Origin of the sequence: Priestia megaterium (assembly GCF_023824195.1) — a bacterium.
GTDB lineage: Bacteria > Bacillota > Bacilli > Bacillales > Bacillaceae_H > Priestia > Priestia megaterium_D.
On sequence record NZ_CP085450.1, the window covers coordinates 1 to 16,769 of the forward strand.

19 protein-coding genes are annotated in these 16,769 nt (G+C 36.4%); 10 read left to right on the forward strand and 9 right to left on the reverse strand.

Going from position 1 to position 16,769, the window contains the following annotated elements; genetic code table 11:
• The 5 genes from LIS78_RS31080 to LIS78_RS31100 all read left to right on the forward strand — a co-directional run bounded on the left by LIS78_RS31080 (position 1) and on the right by LIS78_RS31100 (position 4,335).
• Complete coding sequence (locus LIS78_RS31080) at positions 1-822, forward strand: hypothetical protein (protein ID WP_252285830.1); 822 nt, start codon at positions 1-3, stop codon at positions 820-822.
• Positions 823-999: 177 nt separating this feature from the next.
• Positions 1,000-1,818: a hypothetical protein gene (locus LIS78_RS31085; RefSeq protein ID WP_252285831.1), complete on the forward strand. Its 819-nt coding sequence runs from the start codon at positions 1,000-1,002 to the stop codon at positions 1,816-1,818.
• Between the two features lie 633 nt (positions 1,819-2,451).
• Positions 2,452-2,799, forward strand: a complete 348-nt coding sequence (locus LIS78_RS31090) for a helix-turn-helix transcriptional regulator (protein WP_252285832.1) — start codon at positions 2,452-2,454, stop codon at positions 2,797-2,799.
• A 4-nt stretch (positions 2,800-2,803) separates the two neighbouring features.
• A complete protein-coding gene (locus tag LIS78_RS31095; protein WP_252285833.1) occupies positions 2,804-3,601 on the forward strand; it encodes an ImmA/IrrE family metallo-endopeptidase in 798 nt (265 codons plus the stop codon).
• Positions 3,601-4,335: a hypothetical protein gene (locus LIS78_RS31100; protein WP_252285834.1), complete on the forward strand. Its 735-nt coding sequence runs from the start codon at positions 3,601-3,603 to the stop codon at positions 4,333-4,335. The genes LIS78_RS31095 and LIS78_RS31100 overlap by 1 nt, the downstream gene beginning before the upstream one ends.
• A gap of 219 nt (positions 4,336-4,554) precedes the next feature.
• Here the strand turns inward: LIS78_RS31100 and LIS78_RS31105 are convergent, their stop codons facing one another.
• Complete coding sequence (locus tag LIS78_RS31105; protein WP_252285835.1) at positions 4,555-4,995, reverse strand: hypothetical protein; 441 nt, start codon at positions 4,993-4,995, stop codon at positions 4,555-4,557.
• A 186-nt stretch (positions 4,996-5,181) separates the two neighbouring features.
• Between LIS78_RS31105 and LIS78_RS31110 the strand changes: the two genes are divergently transcribed.
• The gene (locus LIS78_RS31110) at positions 5,182-5,772 is read left to right on the forward strand and encodes a MerR family transcriptional regulator (protein WP_252285836.1); all 591 of its coding nucleotides are present in this window, start codon (positions 5,182-5,184) and stop codon (positions 5,770-5,772) included.
• Positions 5,773-6,283: 511 nt separating this feature from the next.
• On the opposite strand, the gene LIS78_RS31115 is transcribed toward LIS78_RS31110, so the two are convergent.
• The 8 genes from LIS78_RS31115 to LIS78_RS31150 all read right to left on the reverse strand — a co-directional run bounded on the left by LIS78_RS31115 (position 6,284) and on the right by LIS78_RS31150 (position 11,785).
• On the reverse strand, positions 6,284-6,613 hold the full coding sequence (locus LIS78_RS31115) for a hypothetical protein (protein WP_252285837.1): 330 nt from the start codon (positions 6,611-6,613) through the stop codon (positions 6,284-6,286).
• An 89-nt stretch (positions 6,614-6,702) separates the two neighbouring features.
• Complete coding sequence (locus LIS78_RS31120) at positions 6,703-6,933, reverse strand: hypothetical protein (RefSeq protein WP_252285838.1); 231 nt, start codon at positions 6,931-6,933, stop codon at positions 6,703-6,705.
• 66 nt (positions 6,934-6,999) lie between these two features.
• The gene (locus LIS78_RS31125) at positions 7,000-7,539 is read right to left on the reverse strand and encodes a hypothetical protein (protein ID WP_252285839.1); all 540 of its coding nucleotides are present in this window, start codon (positions 7,537-7,539) and stop codon (positions 7,000-7,002) included.
• Positions 7,540-7,747: 208 nt separating this feature from the next.
• Positions 7,748-9,031, reverse strand: coding sequence for a replication protein (locus LIS78_RS31130; protein ID WP_252285840.1), 1,284 nt, complete (start codon positions 9,029-9,031; stop codon positions 7,748-7,750).
• A gap of 1,144 nt (positions 9,032-10,175) precedes the next feature.
• Positions 10,176-10,598: a hypothetical protein gene (locus tag LIS78_RS31135; RefSeq protein WP_252285822.1), complete on the reverse strand. Its 423-nt coding sequence runs from the start codon at positions 10,596-10,598 to the stop codon at positions 10,176-10,178.
• Positions 10,598-10,855 carry a hypothetical protein gene (locus LIS78_RS31140; RefSeq protein ID WP_252285823.1) on the reverse strand — a complete coding sequence of 86 codons (258 nt, stop codon included), beginning with the start codon at positions 10,853-10,855 and terminating at the stop codon, positions 10,598-10,600. The genes LIS78_RS31135 and LIS78_RS31140 overlap by 1 nt, the downstream gene beginning before the upstream one ends.
• Before the next feature lie 276 nt (positions 10,856-11,131).
• Positions 11,132-11,515, reverse strand: coding sequence for a response regulator transcription factor (locus LIS78_RS31145; RefSeq protein WP_252285824.1), 384 nt, complete (start codon positions 11,513-11,515; stop codon positions 11,132-11,134).
• Positions 11,516-11,626: 111 nt separating this feature from the next.
• A complete protein-coding gene (locus LIS78_RS31150; RefSeq protein ID WP_252285825.1) occupies positions 11,627-11,785 on the reverse strand; it encodes a hypothetical protein in 159 nt (52 codons plus the stop codon).
• A 732-nt stretch (positions 11,786-12,517) separates the two neighbouring features.
• Here LIS78_RS31150 and LIS78_RS31155 point away from each other — a divergent pair.
• The 4 genes from LIS78_RS31155 to LIS78_RS31170 all read left to right on the forward strand — a co-directional run bounded on the left by LIS78_RS31155 (position 12,518) and on the right by LIS78_RS31170 (position 15,801).
• The gene (locus tag LIS78_RS31155) at positions 12,518-13,372 is read left to right on the forward strand and encodes a C1 family peptidase (RefSeq protein WP_252285826.1); all 855 of its coding nucleotides are present in this window, start codon (positions 12,518-12,520) and stop codon (positions 13,370-13,372) included.
• A gap of 22 nt (positions 13,373-13,394) precedes the next feature.
• Positions 13,395-13,712, forward strand: a complete 318-nt coding sequence (locus tag LIS78_RS31160) for a protease inhibitor I42 family protein (RefSeq protein ID WP_252285827.1) — start codon at positions 13,395-13,397, stop codon at positions 13,710-13,712.
• Between the two features lie 285 nt (positions 13,713-13,997).
• Positions 13,998-14,819, forward strand: a complete 822-nt coding sequence (locus LIS78_RS31165; protein ID WP_252285828.1) for a hypothetical protein — start codon at positions 13,998-14,000, stop codon at positions 14,817-14,819.
• 178 nt (positions 14,820-14,997) lie between these two features.
• Complete coding sequence (locus LIS78_RS31170; protein WP_252285829.1) at positions 14,998-15,801, forward strand: hypothetical protein; 804 nt, start codon at positions 14,998-15,000, stop codon at positions 15,799-15,801.
• Positions 15,802-16,769: the final 968 nt, after the last annotated feature.

Sequence of the window (16,769 nt, forward strand, 5' to 3'; positions counted from 1 at the left end):
ATGACAAATTCCAGAGATCTTTCTACGATGCTTCTTCTGCTCAAACTTCTTCAAAGGAAAAGAAAAAGACCATGTACACCTGAACCTTGCTGTTGCTGTCCATGTTCCTGTTCTTGTCCCGAACCACCTAGCCCTGGGCCTATACCCCCACCTACGCCTCAGCCTACCTATATAGAAATCGCGATTCCTGTTCCCCAACCCGAAGGAGTAACGAACTTACCAGCAAATATCTATTTTCAAATCGATACACGGTTCACTGCTGCTCAACAGCAACAAATTCGCAGTGCTATTAGTGGTTTGTTATTTCATTGGTTTACCCACCTAACTGAGAAATGGAATGGAGGTACAAATAATGGTACTTCCCAACTTGCTGCTTGTACGAACACCTACGCTACTCATAACTTACAACCAGTTTGGTATCAAGGACCACCAATCTCTAATGGATTGGAAGCTACTAATCTCGCTATGGATCAATTTACTCAACTGATTCGAGATAACGGCTTTCGCCTTTCTTCTCCTGCTAGAATTGACTATCAAATCCCATCTCCTGTCACAAGTTCCACTATACGAGGGGAAACAGCTTTTAGACAAACAAGAGTTCCATTATCTTTTATCATTAATCCAATTCAACTAGATCGAGTAGATATTAATGATATTCAACTTGTGGGATCAATGTTTCACGCTTGGCTTCATCGGGCAGGATTTTTTGATCCTAAAACGTCTAGCTATTTTATTGCGGAAGCTCCAATGTGCTTAATGAGAGGATTTCAGCCAAAAACTCCTGTCCCTCCAGATAGCTTTTATATTCAATTCTTTGATTAGATTTAAAAATAATAGATTAGGAATGTATATTATATTCATTCCTAATCTATGTTACTAGAATAAAAAAGCCGTTAAAGCTTTAACGGCTTTTTCTCATACGAACCTGTCCAAACTTTTTTCCTTTGATTGCATATTCTACTAGTACAAGCTTTATCTTTTATGAAAGGAGGAAAATGGATGACAAATCCCAAAGACCTATCTACTCTTCTCCTTCTACTCAAACTTCTGAAAAGGAAACGAAAAAGACCTTGTTCACCTGAACCTTGCTGTTGCTGTCCATGTTCTTGCTCCTGCCCTAAACCACCTAGCCCTGGGCCTACACCACCTACACCCCAACCTACCTACAGGGAAATCAGGATTCCTGTTCCCCAACCTGAAGGAATTACAGACTTACCAACAAATATCTATTTTCAACTTGATAGAAGGTTCAATGCTGCTCAAGAGCAACGAATTAAAGATGCTATTAACGGGGTATTATTTCATTGGTTTACCCATCAAACTGAGAAATGGGCTGGAGAAACGAATACCGGTGTTTCTCAACTTGCTGCTTGTGCAAATACCTACGCTACCAAAAACTTAGCACCCGTTTGGTACCAAGGACCACCCATCCTTAACGGATTAGAAGCGACCAATCTCGCTATGGATCAATTTACTCAACTTATTCGAGATAACGGCTTCCGTCTTTCTTCTCCTGCTAAAATTGACTATCGTATTCCATCTCCTGTCACAAGTTCTACAATACGGGGGGAAACAGCTTTTAAACAAACAAGAGTCCCTTTATCTTTTATTATTAATCCACTACAAATTGATAATCCGGGTCTAAGCATTACCCTACTAGGAGGTTCTATGTTCCATGCCTGGCTTCACCGGGCAGGTTTTAATGACCCAAAACTAACTAGTTATTTTATCGCTGAAGCTCCTATGTGTATAATGCGAGGATTTCAGCCTAAAAACCCTGCCACCCCTGATAGTTTCTATATTCAATTCTTTGATTAAATTTAAAAATCATTGACTAGAAATGTATATGATATTCATTTCTAGTTTACATAATGTCTCTTTCCGGAACACATCACCAAAAAGAACCCTCATGGGAGTAAGGTTTTCAAAAAGATTCCTATTATGAATTATGCAGCTTTTTATACATCCTTGATATAACGGGCTTTTCTAAACAGTTGAAAGAAACATAAATGAATAAAAAGCGCACCTTTTATTCATATGCTTACACTGTAAAATGTAGTATTTATGGTAAAAATGTGCTATTAGCTTGTTGCAGCTTTTCTTATATTATCTCTTTAATAATTGGGTTATTTTAGTTGCGTTGAATTATCGTTAAACCAACTTAGTTATTTAAAAATGATTACAACGTTCCTCTTCGTTTAGACATACTGTTTGATATAACAGATGTTCGGATATAAAATATCTTTCAAGCATAACTAATATGAGCTGTAAAACATCATCTTTATTACTAGAATAAAACAAAATGATTGTGTTGTTTTTTAACGTCTTTTATTGCAGTGTAGACAGTCTACATAAAAAAAATGTAGACCGTCTACACATTTTTTATTTTTTTGTGTATACTATAAAGCATAAGGTAACTTATTAGCAGGAGATAAAGGGAGTGGTATTAGTATGAACAGAGATATCATGGTTATAAATAAAGTGAGAAAATGGTTAAAAGAGTCAGGTAGAACGTACCAATCATTGGCGGAGGAAATTGGTGTGAGTAAATCTCTTATGGGGCATATACTTACGAATAAACGTCAATTTACACCGGAACGTATGATTGATGTAGCGAAGGCAATGGGCGTGACAGTCCAAGATTTAATCTCTCCTGAACAAACGGAGGAAAAACCATATTCTTTTCAGTTACGTGGAAGTGCTGATTCACTGAATGCGAAAGAGGACATAAGAAAGATGATGTTTGCGATTGAAGATTATCTTCGAATTGAAAGAGCTAATTTTCCTAAAGAGGGTTAAATAAATGACAAAAAGACATTATCACTCTGGACTAACAGAAAGAGAAAGAGCTGAAAAAGTAGGCGAAGCTCACGCATATCAGGTTTTAAATGAACATTTCGGTTCAGATGTATTTATAGGTTCTAGTATAGAAATTAAACTACATGAACTTTCTCATGTGATTTATCGGGATGTTGATGATGAAAAATATCAAGGAGCAACCGTTACTTATACTACAGGTGAGGTTTTTGTTGTATTAAATACTCATTTGCCATTACGTACACGTTATTTTACGGCTACGCATGAATTATGGCATGTGCTAAAAATCAAAGACATGATTAATAATGAAATAGATGAAGAACGTGCGGCAGACCGTTTTGCGGCGGCTCTTATGATGCCAGAACCACTTGTACGCTCTTTATGGGACAACTTAGTTAAAGACATAGAACCTGAAAAAGCTGTCATTATGATTGCGGATATGTCATCTGCACCATATGAAGCCGTAGCACGTCGCGTTTTCGAATTGGATTTACCTAACGCTTCTGAACGAATGAAAAATTACAAAGAGCAGGAATGGATTGCATTTCGTCAAAGATTTAACCTTCCAGAAAGCCCTCTTGACCGTCCACTTCCATTTGTAAGCTTTGCAAAGTACGCAGAATCTATCGAAAACGAAATTGCGAAGGGTGAGCTGGATCACATCCAAGGCGCTACCAAGCTTGCCAATTCTTCTATTGAAAAAGCCAAAGAATTGCAAGCAAAAGCAATGGACAAAATGAGAGCTGCATCATCCGATGATGAGGAAGAAGAGGACAAAGGGTAATGAAAGAGGGGAAACGTTTAGGGAAAGTTTTCATTGATACGAATATCATCAATTATGCGATTGGTTTTCGAGATGCAGATATATTTACTTGGATTAAAGAAATATATGAAACGATTTATATCCATCAATCTGTATTGGGCGAACTCGTTGTAAATAAGCACATCGCTCAAAAATACATAGACCAAAAAGATTGGCTTTTATTTAACCCTACAGGCGATTTAACTCCTGAAGAGTTTGGGGTTTATAGCCTTCATGTAGGTAGGGTTACGACAGGATTCGCAAATTTAGACGAAAAAAAGAAAAAAGACGGCAGACCTATTAAAAATACAACTAATATCGGCGAGATTGATTCCCTTGCGGGAGCATTGTATTTGTCAGCTAATCTTATATGTAGTAATGATTTCGATATTAAAGAAGTCATTGATGATGAACGATTAACTGTAAATATAACTACAGATGATGATTTCCAAGAAGTAGACGAAGAAGATATAGACCTAGATATAGACCTAGATGAAGAATTAACAGAGGCGGATCTAGCAGAGGCAGATACAAGTCTACAACAGCTTATTGTTCAAGATACACTTGAAGACCTTTGTTGTTATTCTGTGGCAATGGGGCTTGCTACTAAAAAGCTAGTTAGAACGTTTTTTAAAGTTTCACACCCTAATGACAAAAAAGATAAATTAGCACAAAAACTGGCTAGATTAAATCAACGATTAGCAGAGCTTCCCTAATAAGCTAAATTCCTAGTTTAGATGACACCAACACGATATTTTGTGTTGGTTTTTTAATAAAAAAAGCTTTTTCTATATAGAGTAAAAGCTTTCATATCACTTAATATTCCTTTAAATTACGAAGCGTAATATCATATCGTTTTTCGCATTCTAAGTTCTCATTAGACCCTACCCTTTTGGGAACTACAGAAAATAAAAAAAGCTCCTAAAAAGGAACTTTTACTTAACGTATTCTTTTTCTAATGACTCGTTGAACTCTCTCATTTCCTTGAAGAAGCCCTCGAACATTTCACCATTTGCAAAATTAAATATCTTTTCTAAATTATTGCCTTTAAATACTTTTACCGATTTCCCTAAAGTTACAGGGTTAATAGTCAATTGTACTTCACCAATCTTTTTCATTTTTTCATGCAACTCTTTTGATCGGTTATAAAGAACCGTAAACCTTTCGGAAATTGCTTCATCACGATTAGACTGTTTTAACAATTCATTGATTTCCTCTGAAATTTCCTCAATAGCCTTCTCGTCTCTATCCATAATCAATAAATCTATATTGATATGATAATCGCTCTTTTCACTTGCTTTTGAAAGAATTGCACCTGGTCTTGTTGATTGATGAACTAGCATTGCAAAAACGTCTACAAATGGTGTATTGCTCATACGTTCCCCCCTTAGCATATTATGGAAGGATTATACCACGCTGAATTGTTTTCTAATAGTTGTTTATTTTTTATGATAGGATTATAGGGTTAATATAGCGAAATGGTTATAATGCGTTTTTGTAACGCTATTTATAATCCGTTATATAACTCATGTTGTAATTCCGTTATAAAGGAAGGTGAAGTTATGGAAGGGTTACAAGGAAACCTTGAAGCTCTTTATTCTCCTGGTGAGGTAGCGTCACAATTAAATATTCAAAGACAGACAGTAACTAAGTACGCTAGGATTTTCGAATCGGAGGGTTTTGTATTCCATAAAGACGAAAAAGGAAACAGGGCTTATACCGATACAAATATTTCAATGTTCAGAAGAGTTACAGATATTAAAAACAGACCTGGTATAACGCTTGAAACGGCGATAAAAGGCGTAATACCAATGTATAAGAAAGATTCTATAACTCCAGACGTTACAGAAATAGCTACTGAAAATGAGTATTATAATGACGTTACAAATGAAAAATTAGACATGCTTATGCAAGCTCTTGCCGAACAGCAAAAATTAATACTGGAGCAAAACAAAAAGATTGATTCCCTCCAGGAACAATTAAATGAGCATAGGCTTGATGTGAAAGATAGAGACATTAAACTATTAGAACATATCAGAGAACACCAGAAAGAGAGAAAAGAGGAAATGCTGCTCATTGCTCAAAATGAAGTAGCAGCTGCTAAGCAAGAGGAACAAAAAAAGGGCTTTTTTGCTCGTCTATTTGAAAAATAGGACAAACAGAAAAGCCGCGTTCTTTTTATCTACCAAACAAAAAGAATTAAAGGGTTATTACTAAATAGGTTATTCAATATTTCACCCTAAAAACCCTGCAATAAACAAAGCCTAATGATTATCTAGGCTTTGTTATTTTTTAGTATAAGTTAAACTTAAGATCAACTTATAAACTATTCTGAATACTATCTCAGGAACATACACTTAACTTAAGTTAAGACTAGTTAAACTTAAGTTTAATCACCGTTATAAACCCGTTACTAATCAGTTATAAATTTGTATCTGTGTTTCAATGAATTTTCCATACCCAAACTCTTTTATTAAGCCTTTGCAGACCTCTCTTTACTACTCTCAAAACCGTTATATAACGGTTATATCCCTTCGGATTCTCCCTCAATATCTGCAGAAAGCCTCCTTTATAAGAATCCGTTCATACTTCCTATTAAGAGAATACAATACTCGTCTAAATAGCTCAAATTTTCACTGAAAACACTCTTTTCAATATCCTCCTCTAGTAATCTTTGATGATGTTGATGCGTTTGCAAAACTCGTAAAATACCCTTGAAGATATAGGGTGTAGCTTGTTATGATACACCCCGCGCCCTCCGTGTTTGGTTTGAATATACAAGATTTCAACGATATTTCCGATTTTCTCTTCCACACAAGCGACAGAACAAGCTGTATAGACAATCCTTTGGTCAATAAAACCTTTCCCAATTACTTGATAGTACACGCCTTCCTTCTGGGGAGATACTTTTTTGCCACATGAGGGACAATCCCACACCCAGGGATGAGAAAGATGTTTCTTTTCCAACGTTTTTGCTTGAAGAATAATGTCCACTTGTGACAACTCCTTTAGCTAAAAGTAGCGCTAGTTTGAATCAGACCTTTCCAGTCATTCTCAATAGCTTGTCTAATTGTCGAAATTAATTAGCTTCGGCTTGTCTCTTTATTCGCGTAGTCCATGAAAACACCTGAATCTTGAATATACTCAAAATGTTTATCGTTTCCGCCTAATACGTAAACTATCAGTCTTTCCACTTGTTCACTTTCCTCTGTTAGAAAGCCGTCTGACTCTACATTTAATGCGTGAATAGCATCAAGGATTTTGTGGTCTTTTGCCTCTAAGCCGTCTAATAAGTTTAATAGTTTTTCAACCATGGTAGACCTCCTGTTTTGCTTCTAAGGTTCATTTATATAAAGAGAGATATAAAACCCTCTCGGAGCTTATTCCTCTAAAGTAAGTTCAAAAATAAGCTGGTAATTACGATCAGTTAAGTCAATTTCAATGATTTGAAAACCTTCTCCGTACCAATCCGTTTCAGTAATGATTAATTTGGCCGTATTGAAATAAAATTCCTCCGAAAAATGAGGACAGAATGTATTTACTCCCTTTTTCTCTACGGCCTCATACTTTTTGACTTCTCGCAAGTAAAGATCCACATAGAACGGATGGTCTTTCCAAAAGGCTCTGGCGTTCTTTTCGACATGTGATCGGATATAGGTATGACGCTCTTTGTTGCTCATTTTTCTTATATAGCGAGGATAGTCTAAAATGTGACTCTCAATAAATGACCCCTTTTCATCGTGAAAGAAATCACCATACAGCCCTTCAATCGAAAAATCATCAATATGCGCTCTGATACCAAAATCCTCTTGTTCGTCTAGTTCGTGGTTAACAAGAATAGTAATGACTTCTTCTTCGTTCTCTGCTTTCGCAACAGCAAAAAGGGATGCCCCTGCATTGATAGCGAATAGTTTTGTCACATTGTGCCCCCCCTCTGATTTTACTTTAGTAATCTTTCCCACATTATTCAAATTTCCTGTTATAGGTGATTGTTTTAGGGCTTACTTTTAAAGCAAGGGAAGGTAAAATCCTCCCTAGTTATTTAGGTGTTTATTATTTAAAGCATACTTCTAAATAATAAATACTCTATTACTACTTTAGCTTCTAGGGGATTTCTGTACATTTTGGTTAGCAAATTAATCCTTTTAACGGGTCATGTTGACGCAGTAAATCTTTCTCCTCTGGGTTTAGTGCTTGTCCTATCTCCTGTTTCAACTGTGCCATTTCTAACGAACTGTAGGTAGAACTTTGTTCCTGCAGCAAGGTTTCTTCTTCCGGTGTTAGTTCTTGCCCTAAATCTTGCTTTAATTGAATCATTTCAAGTTGTTGATCCAGAGAAAGAGTTTCTTCCTGTGTGCACTCATTTTGCTCCTGTTCAGTTTTTAACCAAGCAGGAACGATTTCCTTACGGATGATATGTTTAGGCGTAAATAGGGCTGTCTTAGCTTCAGTATGTATGTCTGACTCAGATGATTGTTCTTCTGTATTCCCTTTTAGTAGATTGGTAAATTGATTATAAGCAATTTGATAAACAAGACGGCACATTTCATCCAGTGATAGGGGAGTACCCTTATGATTCGCCTCATGGACATATTTATCTAAGCCTACAGTGGCTGTATAAGCGACTTCATGTAATTGCTCTTTGATAATCTCAATCTCTGTATCTCGTTTTACTGCTTTTGCTGCATTTTGAATACGAGCATAAAAGTCTTTTAGTTGATGACCATATTTACTTGCGTACACATTATTTACTTTTTTAGGCACACCTTTGATATAAGCAAATGCCTGTGAAGCAGATATTAAATGATTATTTAAATGATTTTTAGGTAAATCAAGGTTAATAAAGGGGGACGAGGCTTTTTCGTCCTCAAAGCTTGGTTTATCAACGATTTCGGCACTTTCTGGACTTGTCACAGGAGTTGTCACAGGAGTTGTCATTTCTTCATGTTGAAGTGTTTGGATACCTGTTGTGTCATGGTCAAAAAAGATTTCATCACAAATTTGATCAAAGTTCGTATGGCTTTTAAGGATAAATACATAGCTATCAGGGTGAGCCCCTGTTGTATCTTCTTTGATATAACGTGCCACGATCATAAATGGTGTTTCCTTTAATGATTTTACAAAGCGAGAAACGGTACTTTGGGATACATCAAATTTTTGCATGAGTGTTTTTGAGTGAATCGCTTGAATGCCTGTAGCAACAAGGTTATAAATCACGTAATCTAACATTTCCATACGTTTTTTAGGGAATACTTTATGTAGGGCTACTTGTTGTTGTTTAAAGTGAGTACGAAGTGTTTCTAAAAACGCTTCTTTCTTTTTACGAAGGATAGGTTTTTCTTTCCATAACCATGTGAATCGTCCGTTAAAGCTATTTACATCTGGTAAATAGCAAGTCAATACCTTTGTCATTTGTTCATCTTCTCCTTTAAGGAACACAAAAAAGACACTGTCTCCCTGATAAAAGGAAAACAATGCCTTGATTAAGATAAACTAAGCCCTTGAAATAGATGTCAATTTCGTATAAAATAAAACCATAAGTTTTATTTTGTACAAAACTAACTCTATTAACAAGAGACTTCGACAAGTGTTTTCCCTACTGTAACTAGGGGGAACGGTTTAAGGGTGCGTCCAACACTCCTTAAACAGTTGAAGTCTTTTTTCTATCCGCACGTTTTTGTTAGTTTTATTATAGCGTTAACTAGTCTCATAATTCAATAAAAATTAGCAAAATATATCAAAACAAGTATTTTTGGTTACGATGCATTCATCATTTCTTTAGGAGTCGACTCCATCATAGCTGAATTTGTGTAATCTGGGGAGGGGTATTTTTTTACCCCTCCCTAAGTATTCAAAAGTATGTTATAATGCTGAATTTTTAACAACATTGAAGATTGAATAATTAGTACACATTCAATGATAATCGCAAATGGTTATTCTGGGTAGGGTGATTTTTTGTAGTCCTTTTTTGGAAAGAGGGTGAGATGCAAAGTGGTCATAGTATAGTAAAGGCAGCTTCTATTTATAAATATAGAGACTGCCTTTTTGTTAATGTATAAAAGAAGATGACCTTATTAAAAAAATGCGGTACCAAATCTCATATATAGTTAGTTCGATTTTTACTTTTTAATGATAAAGGGATTATGTTTCATTCAATTAATTAAGATAGTCATATAAGCTTCATACGCTTTGTATAAGGCTTATATAGGTCTTCAGAATAGTTTTGTATTACTTAGTCAATTTGAGGGCTCTTACCAGCCTTTTTAAGCGTTAGCATTAAATCATAGGCTTTTGTCCTTTCTTTACGTACCAAACGCAGCAAAACTAACAAATCATACGTATGAAAGCATGTAAGTTCACTAAAAGGCTTCTCAACGCCCTCTAAGACCACAAATTCTTTTAGTTTCGGTCTTTTTATATTTAAACTAGCCCCACAAAAAGAGCAGCTTTCTTCTAATCCTTCCGTCCCACAATAACTACATATCAAGCTATATTCACGTCGTTTATTAAAAGGAAAAGTAGGCTTAAGCCTACCTAGCTAGCCTTAAAGGCTATTTTAGCTTTTAGGGTGTTCCTTATCCAGCCGTTTTTGTCGTTGATTCACAATACGTTCCCCTACAACTTTTTTGGCAAGTTTAGTTGCTTCTAATTCTACAAGATCCGTTGTCATTATCGCATCATAGCCATGGTGGAAATACAATCCATTCATGAACTCGATAAGAATTTGTGTGTTTTTATCCGCACTATTTGTTCCTAATCGAATCTTTTTCAGTTCACTTTTTAATACCTCATGAAGATTTTCACTAACTGTTTCCGTAATGTAATCTAACGACCATTCTTTCTGTTTTTCTTCTCGATACTTTTTACAGATATCCATAATCGCTTCTCCTGGAAAACGAAGCTTATGTTCAGCCATATAATCTTGGATGTATTGATCCGTTTCTTTATCGAGTGTAATCATACGTCGTTGTGTTTCCATTACTCCTCCACATCTCCCATCAGTTCATATATAATGTCGTTCATCTTTTCAATTGATATCGCACATTGTTTCATCATTTCGATGTTCTGATCAATGATAGCTTCTAATCTTTTTTCTCTTGATACTTGCTCATCAAAAAATGCTAATACTTCAAATTGTTCTTTCAAAAATTGTTGACGAGACATCCCATTTTCTTTCGCTAGTTCATCAACTTTTTGCATAGCAACCGAATCAATATTTCGTAAAAAGACATCCATGAAATCATTCCTTTTCTATCAAATTGCAAAATTTCCAGTACGAGTAGAGAAGAGCATAAGGGGTTTTTGATATCACATGGGTGTGATATGCTGGGCAAAGCCCAGCAAAACAACGTTTTCACCTCAAAAAAAGTGGTACCACGAAAACTTCCAGTCTGTCGACCTGCTGTTGACCTAAAGAGTAAAAAAACGCCTAATGTTGACCTAGTGTTGACATCAATTTTTACATTTTTTTGCACATGTTAACCTACTGTGCACTCAACGTCCCCTCAACTTTTATGAAGTTTTAACGATTTTTCGAAAGATTTCTTGATGATAATTCGTGAAGTTTTGAGAAGAAGTCTGGGTAGTTTTTTTATAAAAATCGATCGCTTCTTTCATTGAAGAAACGTTTAATTTTTGTAGAATGCTGCGTCTCTGATTCTTAATTGTGCTCTCTTCTTTGAATAAAATATCTTGCATTTCTGTAATGGAATAGCCATCAAGTGCAAGAGCAAAAACGTTTTGTTCTGATGACGTAAGTTGTTTCAAAAAAAGTTTTTCTTTGAGCATCTGACATTCTTCTTCCACACATTTAAGACGACCTACTTCTTCTACTAAATCAGAGGCCACGCTTAAAATATTCTCGATACCCATTAACAATTTTTCAGTTTGATCCATGATAAGACCCTCCTATTTTTTGAGGGCAACCCATGTTACAATTAACTTGTATATGTTTTCACATGGGGGTGCTTCCTTTGCAGAGGAAGTGCCCTTTTATTTTGTTTTCCTTTACTTCTTTGAATCTTTTAAGAGTTCTTTCTCCAAAAGTTGAACAAGAAAATCTCTTTTTGTCATACCTTCATCAATACATCTTTTGGCAAATTCTTTGAATAATTCTTCTGGTATATCAGCGTTTAAACGCTTCGATCCAGGCGGTGTTTTAGTCATATAATCCCTCGCCCTCTTGAAACAAAGGTCACTCTAATGAGTGACCTTTGTTTCAGTCTAAAGGATATAAATTCCAAAGTCAATAAGTTTTATATACCTGTAGGCTTTTTCCATAGGTGTTAACCTATACACTCAGGCATAAAAATACATATCATAACCCGATTTAGAATAGAAACTATTATTTTTTTAGAAAGGTTGATTTCATTGTATAATCCGTACATTCCTTATTTCGTTTATCGACCAGTTCCCACCCACCTCATGGATCATCAACTTCATATGACACAATGTCTAACTTGGGAAAATAAAAAAAACAGGTGGGTTATCGTTAACCATAAAGATTTAGGACAAATATATCTACAAGTTACAAGTACTAATTGTAATTCTGACTCAAGTAAAAGTTTCATATCTGGAAATTTTATTAGACCTGGAAGTTCTAGCCTAGAGTTTTCCGATGATATTTCTCCATTAGATTTAAGTCTTCCAGTTGATTATAACGGTCCTATCCCTCCGCCTATGCATACTAATCATCCAACTCGTCCTCCATGGTGCATGTATTACCCTTGGCATCCGTTATGTCAGTAATAAATAATATGTTAATACTGAGTAAGAAGAAAAAGCACTTTACCTAAAAGTGCTTTTTACCTTTCTATAGGTTAAAAATTTAATTAGAATAATATTCTTTCAAGAAGAGATAATAACTGTCAAAATGAACTATATAAGGAGTTAATAATTATGACTGAAATAAAAGGATTAGGCTTTATTCCATCTCCCGAAGATAAAAGAGATCTTCTCATGTCAACATTCTTACCAACATTTTCGGTTCCCAGTAAACTTGATTATACCGATAAAATGACTCCAGTTAGAGATCAAGTTGATGAAGGAACTTGTGTTGGATTTTCCTCAGCAGTCGGAATGAAAGAGTACCAAGAAAGAAAAGAACGTGGACAAGAAGTCTACCTTTCACCTAGGTTTTTATATCAGGAATGTAAAAAGAGAGATGGAATACCGGATGAAGAAGGTACTTTCATTAGAGTTGCATTAGATGTATTAAAAGAAGTAGGAGTCTGTGAAGAAATTTATTGGCCATACATAGCACATAATCCAGGATCACCAAAACCAGGAGCAGAACAAAATGCAAGTCACTATAAAATTAAAGCGTATGCCCGATTAGATTCTTTGGAGGCAATGAAAAAAAGTTTGATGGTAAATGGTCCGTGTGTTGCCGGTGTTCTTGTATACAAGAATTGGCAAACACAAGAAGTTGCTTCAACTGGAAAAATACCAATGCCTGGTAACTCTGTTTTGAAGGGTGGCCATGCAATTTGTATAGTTGGTTATGATGACAATACCGAATTATTTAAATTCAAAAATTCTTGGGATGAAAGCTGGGGAGATAATGGATATGGTTATCTACCCTATGCATACATGGAATTAAGTGAATCAGAAGCTTGGAGTGCAACTGATCTTATTGAAGATCCAGAGACAATAGTAAGAGCAAAAGAGAAAGCACTTCAAAAATTAGATATAGATTACACAGGAGAAACAAAGAATTTTAAAAGCAATAATCAAACTATAGAATATCATTGAGATAAGCGAGTTGACTTCAATCATGAAGGTTTTAAACGAAGAGGATAAAGGCAAAACTGTTACTGTAAAGGTACAAGAAACATTGCAAATTAACCTAAAAGAAAATGCCTCAACGGGGTTTTCATGGTTAGAAGAAATTACACCTAATCAAATATTATTTTTAGTAAAAGAAGAGTTTGTTGAAAATGAATTTACACATGGAGGCAATACAATACATCGCTGGCTTTATAAAGCAATTAAACCTGGTCAAAAGAAATTAAGATTTATATATCAACGTCCATGGATAAAAGACAAGCCTAGCACCAAAGAATTTGAAGTGAATGTGTATGTTTCAATTTAGATTTCCTAGAACTGATTTTATATCATTACTATTGGAGAAAATGCTAAATTGTTCAGATTCATTTATTTGAAATGCACCTATGTTTGTAATTTTTCCTTCTTGAAATAAAAGTAAAACCTTTTTAAGTCAAGGTCTCTTGCTTTTCAAAATTGTTATTATCAGAATAAAAAGGGGTGGAACCATTCTTTCCATCCCTTTTCTCTGTATATAAACATGTCCAAACTTTTTTCATTTAATTGCATATTCTACTAGTACAAGCATCTTTTTTGAAAGGAGGAATATTAGATGAAAAACTCCAAAGATCTTACTACGTTGCTTCTTCTGGTCAAACTTCTTCAGAAGAAACGAAAAAGACCTTGCTTACCTGAACCTTGCTGTTGCTGTCCATGTTGCTGTTCTTGCCCCGAACCACCTAGCCCCGGTCCTATACCCCCACCTACGCCTCAGCCCACCTATACAGAAATTGTGATTCCTGTTCCCCAACCTGAGGGAATCACAGACTTACCAGCAAATATCTATTTTCAAATCGATACACGGTTCACTGCTGCTCAAGGGCAACGAATTAAAGATGCCCTTAATGGTGTATTATTTCATTGGTTTACTCATCACAATGAGAAATGGAATGGAGGGGCCAATAATGGTACTTCCCAACTCGCTGCTTGTACGAACACCTACGCTACTCGTAACTTACAACCCGTTTGGTATCAAGGACTTCCTATCTCTAATGGTTTAGAAGCAACCAACTTGGCTATGGATCAATTCACCCAACTCATTCGAGATAATGGCTTCCGCCTTTCTTCTCCGGCTAAAATTAACTATCATATTCCATCTCCTGTCATGAGTTCCACTATACGAGGGGAAACAGCCTTTAGACAAACAAGAGTCCCTTTATCTTTTATAATTAATCCCATTCAACTAGATAACGTAGCTTTAAATCCAGTTCTACTTACTGGTTCTATGTTTCATGCTTGGTTACATCGATCCGGTTTCTACCACCCTAAAACAACTAGTTATTTCATTGCAGAAGCTCCGATGTGCATCATGCGAGGATTTCAACCTAAAAATCCTGCCATTCCAGATTCATCCTATATTGAACTATTTGATTAAATCTAGGCTGTATATCGTATACAAAACTTTAGTTAACATAATTTTTTTTATTGGAAAGAAAAGCCGTTAGGGACAATATTCCTAACGGCTTTTTCTATATCAGACCATGTCCAAACCCTTTTCATTTACTTGCATATTCTACTAGTACAAGCACCTTTTTTGAAAGGAGGGATATTAGATGACAAATTCCAGAGATCTTTCTACGCTGATTCTTCTGCTCAAACTTCTTCAGAGGAAACGAAAAAGACCGTGTTCACCTGAACCTTGCTGTTGCTGTCCATGTTCCGAACCACCTAGCCCTGGGCCTACGCCTACACCCCAACCTATCTACAGGGAAATCACGATTCCTGTTCCCCAACCTGAAGGAATTACAGATTTACCAGCAAATATCTATTTTCAACTTGATAGAAGGTTCAATTCTGCTCAAGAGCAACGAATTAAAGATGCCATTAATGGGGTATTATTTCATTGGTTTACTCATCACAATGAGAAATGGAATGGAGGGGCCAATAATGGTACTTCCCAACTCGCTGCTTGTACGAATACCTACGCTATCCGTAATTTACAACCTGTTTGGTATCAAGGACCTTCTATCTCTAATGGTTTAGAAGCAACCAACCTAGCTATGAATCAATTCACCCAACTCATTCGAGATAACGGCTTTCGACTTTCTTCTCCTGCTAAAATTGATTATCGTATTCCATCTCCTGTCACCAGTTCCTCTATACTGGGGGAAACAGCTTTTAGACAAAAACAAATTCCCCTATCATTTACTATCAACCCTACATTTCTAGACAATATAGCTGTCAACACCACTCGGCTTACTGGTTCTATGCTTCATGCTTGGTTGCACCGTGCAGGTTTCTATGATCCTAAAGTAACTAGTTATTTCATCGCTGAATGTCCAATGTGTGTAATGCGAGGGTTTCAACCTAAAAACCCAGCTATCCCAGATAGCTTTTTTTATATATCTTTTGATTAATTTCAAAATTATTTGTTAGGAATGAATGTATATAATATTCATTCCTAGTTAAGTCGGGTAAGTTAGGGGCATCACTGCCCCTGCCTCCCCTAAGAACCGTGCGAGTCCCTTTCAAGACACATCGGCTCAAGCCTCCCATTGCAGGTCCATTTGCTATCGTATCCTCATCACACACCATAATGGTAAGTAAAACGTACGCCGACGCTCCAAATGGAGGTATACATAACAGTACGTTTCTTTCGTCAGAAGATAGCCACAACCTTATGTTCCTACGAGAGACCAACGAGAAGTCAGCTCCCTTTCGGGTCTATCATAGGTTTGTCCGTAAGGACGATAGTATCCGTCCAGTTATACAGTTTCCTGCTTTCCTGTTCTCTTTCGAGGTAACGGCATTCGCTTTCTCTCGTATCCTTTACCCTCTATCACATCGTTTGACTTTACAGCCATCCTACTGTTTACACAGATGACAAAGGGCTTACCAAGTTCCGCATCTTATAGATACGACGAGGTTAGGTGGGTTCTTTACTCCGGGCAAGATACGGGACGCGTCACAGCAGCATTATGAATCTGCTTTTCCTCTTGCCAATACCCAAGCAAATCTGTGCACTATCCTGAGCTAACACTTACGAAGCTTACAAACCTTCACTAATGTTCACCATACTCATCTTCCCCTAGCAGTGTTCCGAGTCGTGCACTGACTCTCTGTTTCCGCATTTCCGCATGCAACCCACGAGCCCGTTACCAGGCCCGCAGTTTTGGACGGGGATAGTTTTTGCGTCTAAACCAGTGGCGTAAGCCACACTATATAAAAACGACTTCTTGTCGCACCATAATGCGTGTTACCGGAACAGACAGCCTTTAGAGATACTCTCTAAAGGCTGTCTATGTATCTTAACCTGTCCAAACCTTTTTCATTTAATTACATATTCTACTAGTACAAGCATCTTTTTTGAAAGGAGGGATATTAG

What these genes read in the sequence shown, in the direction of transcription:
- LIS78_RS31120 (WP_252285838.1), bottom strand. Translation starts at nt 6,933, where the DNA reads ATGGTTGAAAAACTATTAAACTTATTAGACGGCTTAGAGGCAAAAGAC.
- LIS78_RS31150 (WP_252285825.1), bottom strand. Translation starts at nt 11,785, where the DNA reads ATGACTAAAACACCGCCTGGATCGAAGCGTTTAAACGCTGATATACCA.
- LIS78_RS31095 (WP_252285833.1), top strand. Translation starts at nt 2,804, where the DNA reads ATGACAAAAAGACATTATCACTCTGGACTAACAGAAAGAGAAAGAGCT.
- LIS78_RS31155 (WP_252285826.1), top strand. Translation starts at nt 12,518, where the DNA reads ATGACTGAAATAAAAGGATTAGGCTTTATTCCATCTCCCGAAGATAAA.
- LIS78_RS31100 (WP_252285834.1), top strand. Translation starts at nt 3,601, where the DNA reads ATGAAAGAGGGGAAACGTTTAGGGAAAGTTTTCATTGATACGAATATC.
- LIS78_RS31130 (WP_252285840.1), bottom strand. Translation starts at nt 9,031, where the DNA reads ATGACAAAGGTATTGACTTGCTATTTACCAGATGTAAATAGCTTTAAC.
- LIS78_RS31170 (WP_252285829.1), top strand. Translation starts at nt 14,998, where the DNA reads ATGACAAATTCCAGAGATCTTTCTACGCTGATTCTTCTGCTCAAACTT.
- LIS78_RS31145 (WP_252285824.1), bottom strand. Translation starts at nt 11,515, where the DNA reads ATGGATCAAACTGAAAAATTGTTAATGGGTATCGAGAATATTTTAAGC.
- LIS78_RS31135 (WP_252285822.1), bottom strand. Translation starts at nt 10,598, where the DNA reads ATGGAAACACAACGACGTATGATTACACTCGATAAAGAAACGGATCAA.
- LIS78_RS31080 (WP_252285830.1), top strand. Translation starts at nt 1, where the DNA reads ATGACAAATTCCAGAGATCTTTCTACGATGCTTCTTCTGCTCAAACTT.
- LIS78_RS31090 (WP_252285832.1), top strand. Translation starts at nt 2,452, where the DNA reads ATGAACAGAGATATCATGGTTATAAATAAAGTGAGAAAATGGTTAAAA.
- LIS78_RS31110 (WP_252285836.1), top strand. Translation starts at nt 5,182, where the DNA reads ATGGAAGGGTTACAAGGAAACCTTGAAGCTCTTTATTCTCCTGGTGAG.
- LIS78_RS31105 (WP_252285835.1), bottom strand. Translation starts at nt 4,995, where the DNA reads ATGAGCAATACACCATTTGTAGACGTTTTTGCAATGCTAGTTCATCAA.
- LIS78_RS31165 (WP_252285828.1), top strand. Translation starts at nt 13,998, where the DNA reads ATGAAAAACTCCAAAGATCTTACTACGTTGCTTCTTCTGGTCAAACTT.
- LIS78_RS31160 (WP_252285827.1), top strand. Translation starts at nt 13,395, where the DNA reads ATGAAGGTTTTAAACGAAGAGGATAAAGGCAAAACTGTTACTGTAAAG.
- LIS78_RS31140 (WP_252285823.1), bottom strand. Translation starts at nt 10,855, where the DNA reads ATGGATGTCTTTTTACGAAATATTGATTCGGTTGCTATGCAAAAAGTT.
- LIS78_RS31085 (WP_252285831.1), top strand. Translation starts at nt 1,000, where the DNA reads ATGACAAATCCCAAAGACCTATCTACTCTTCTCCTTCTACTCAAACTT.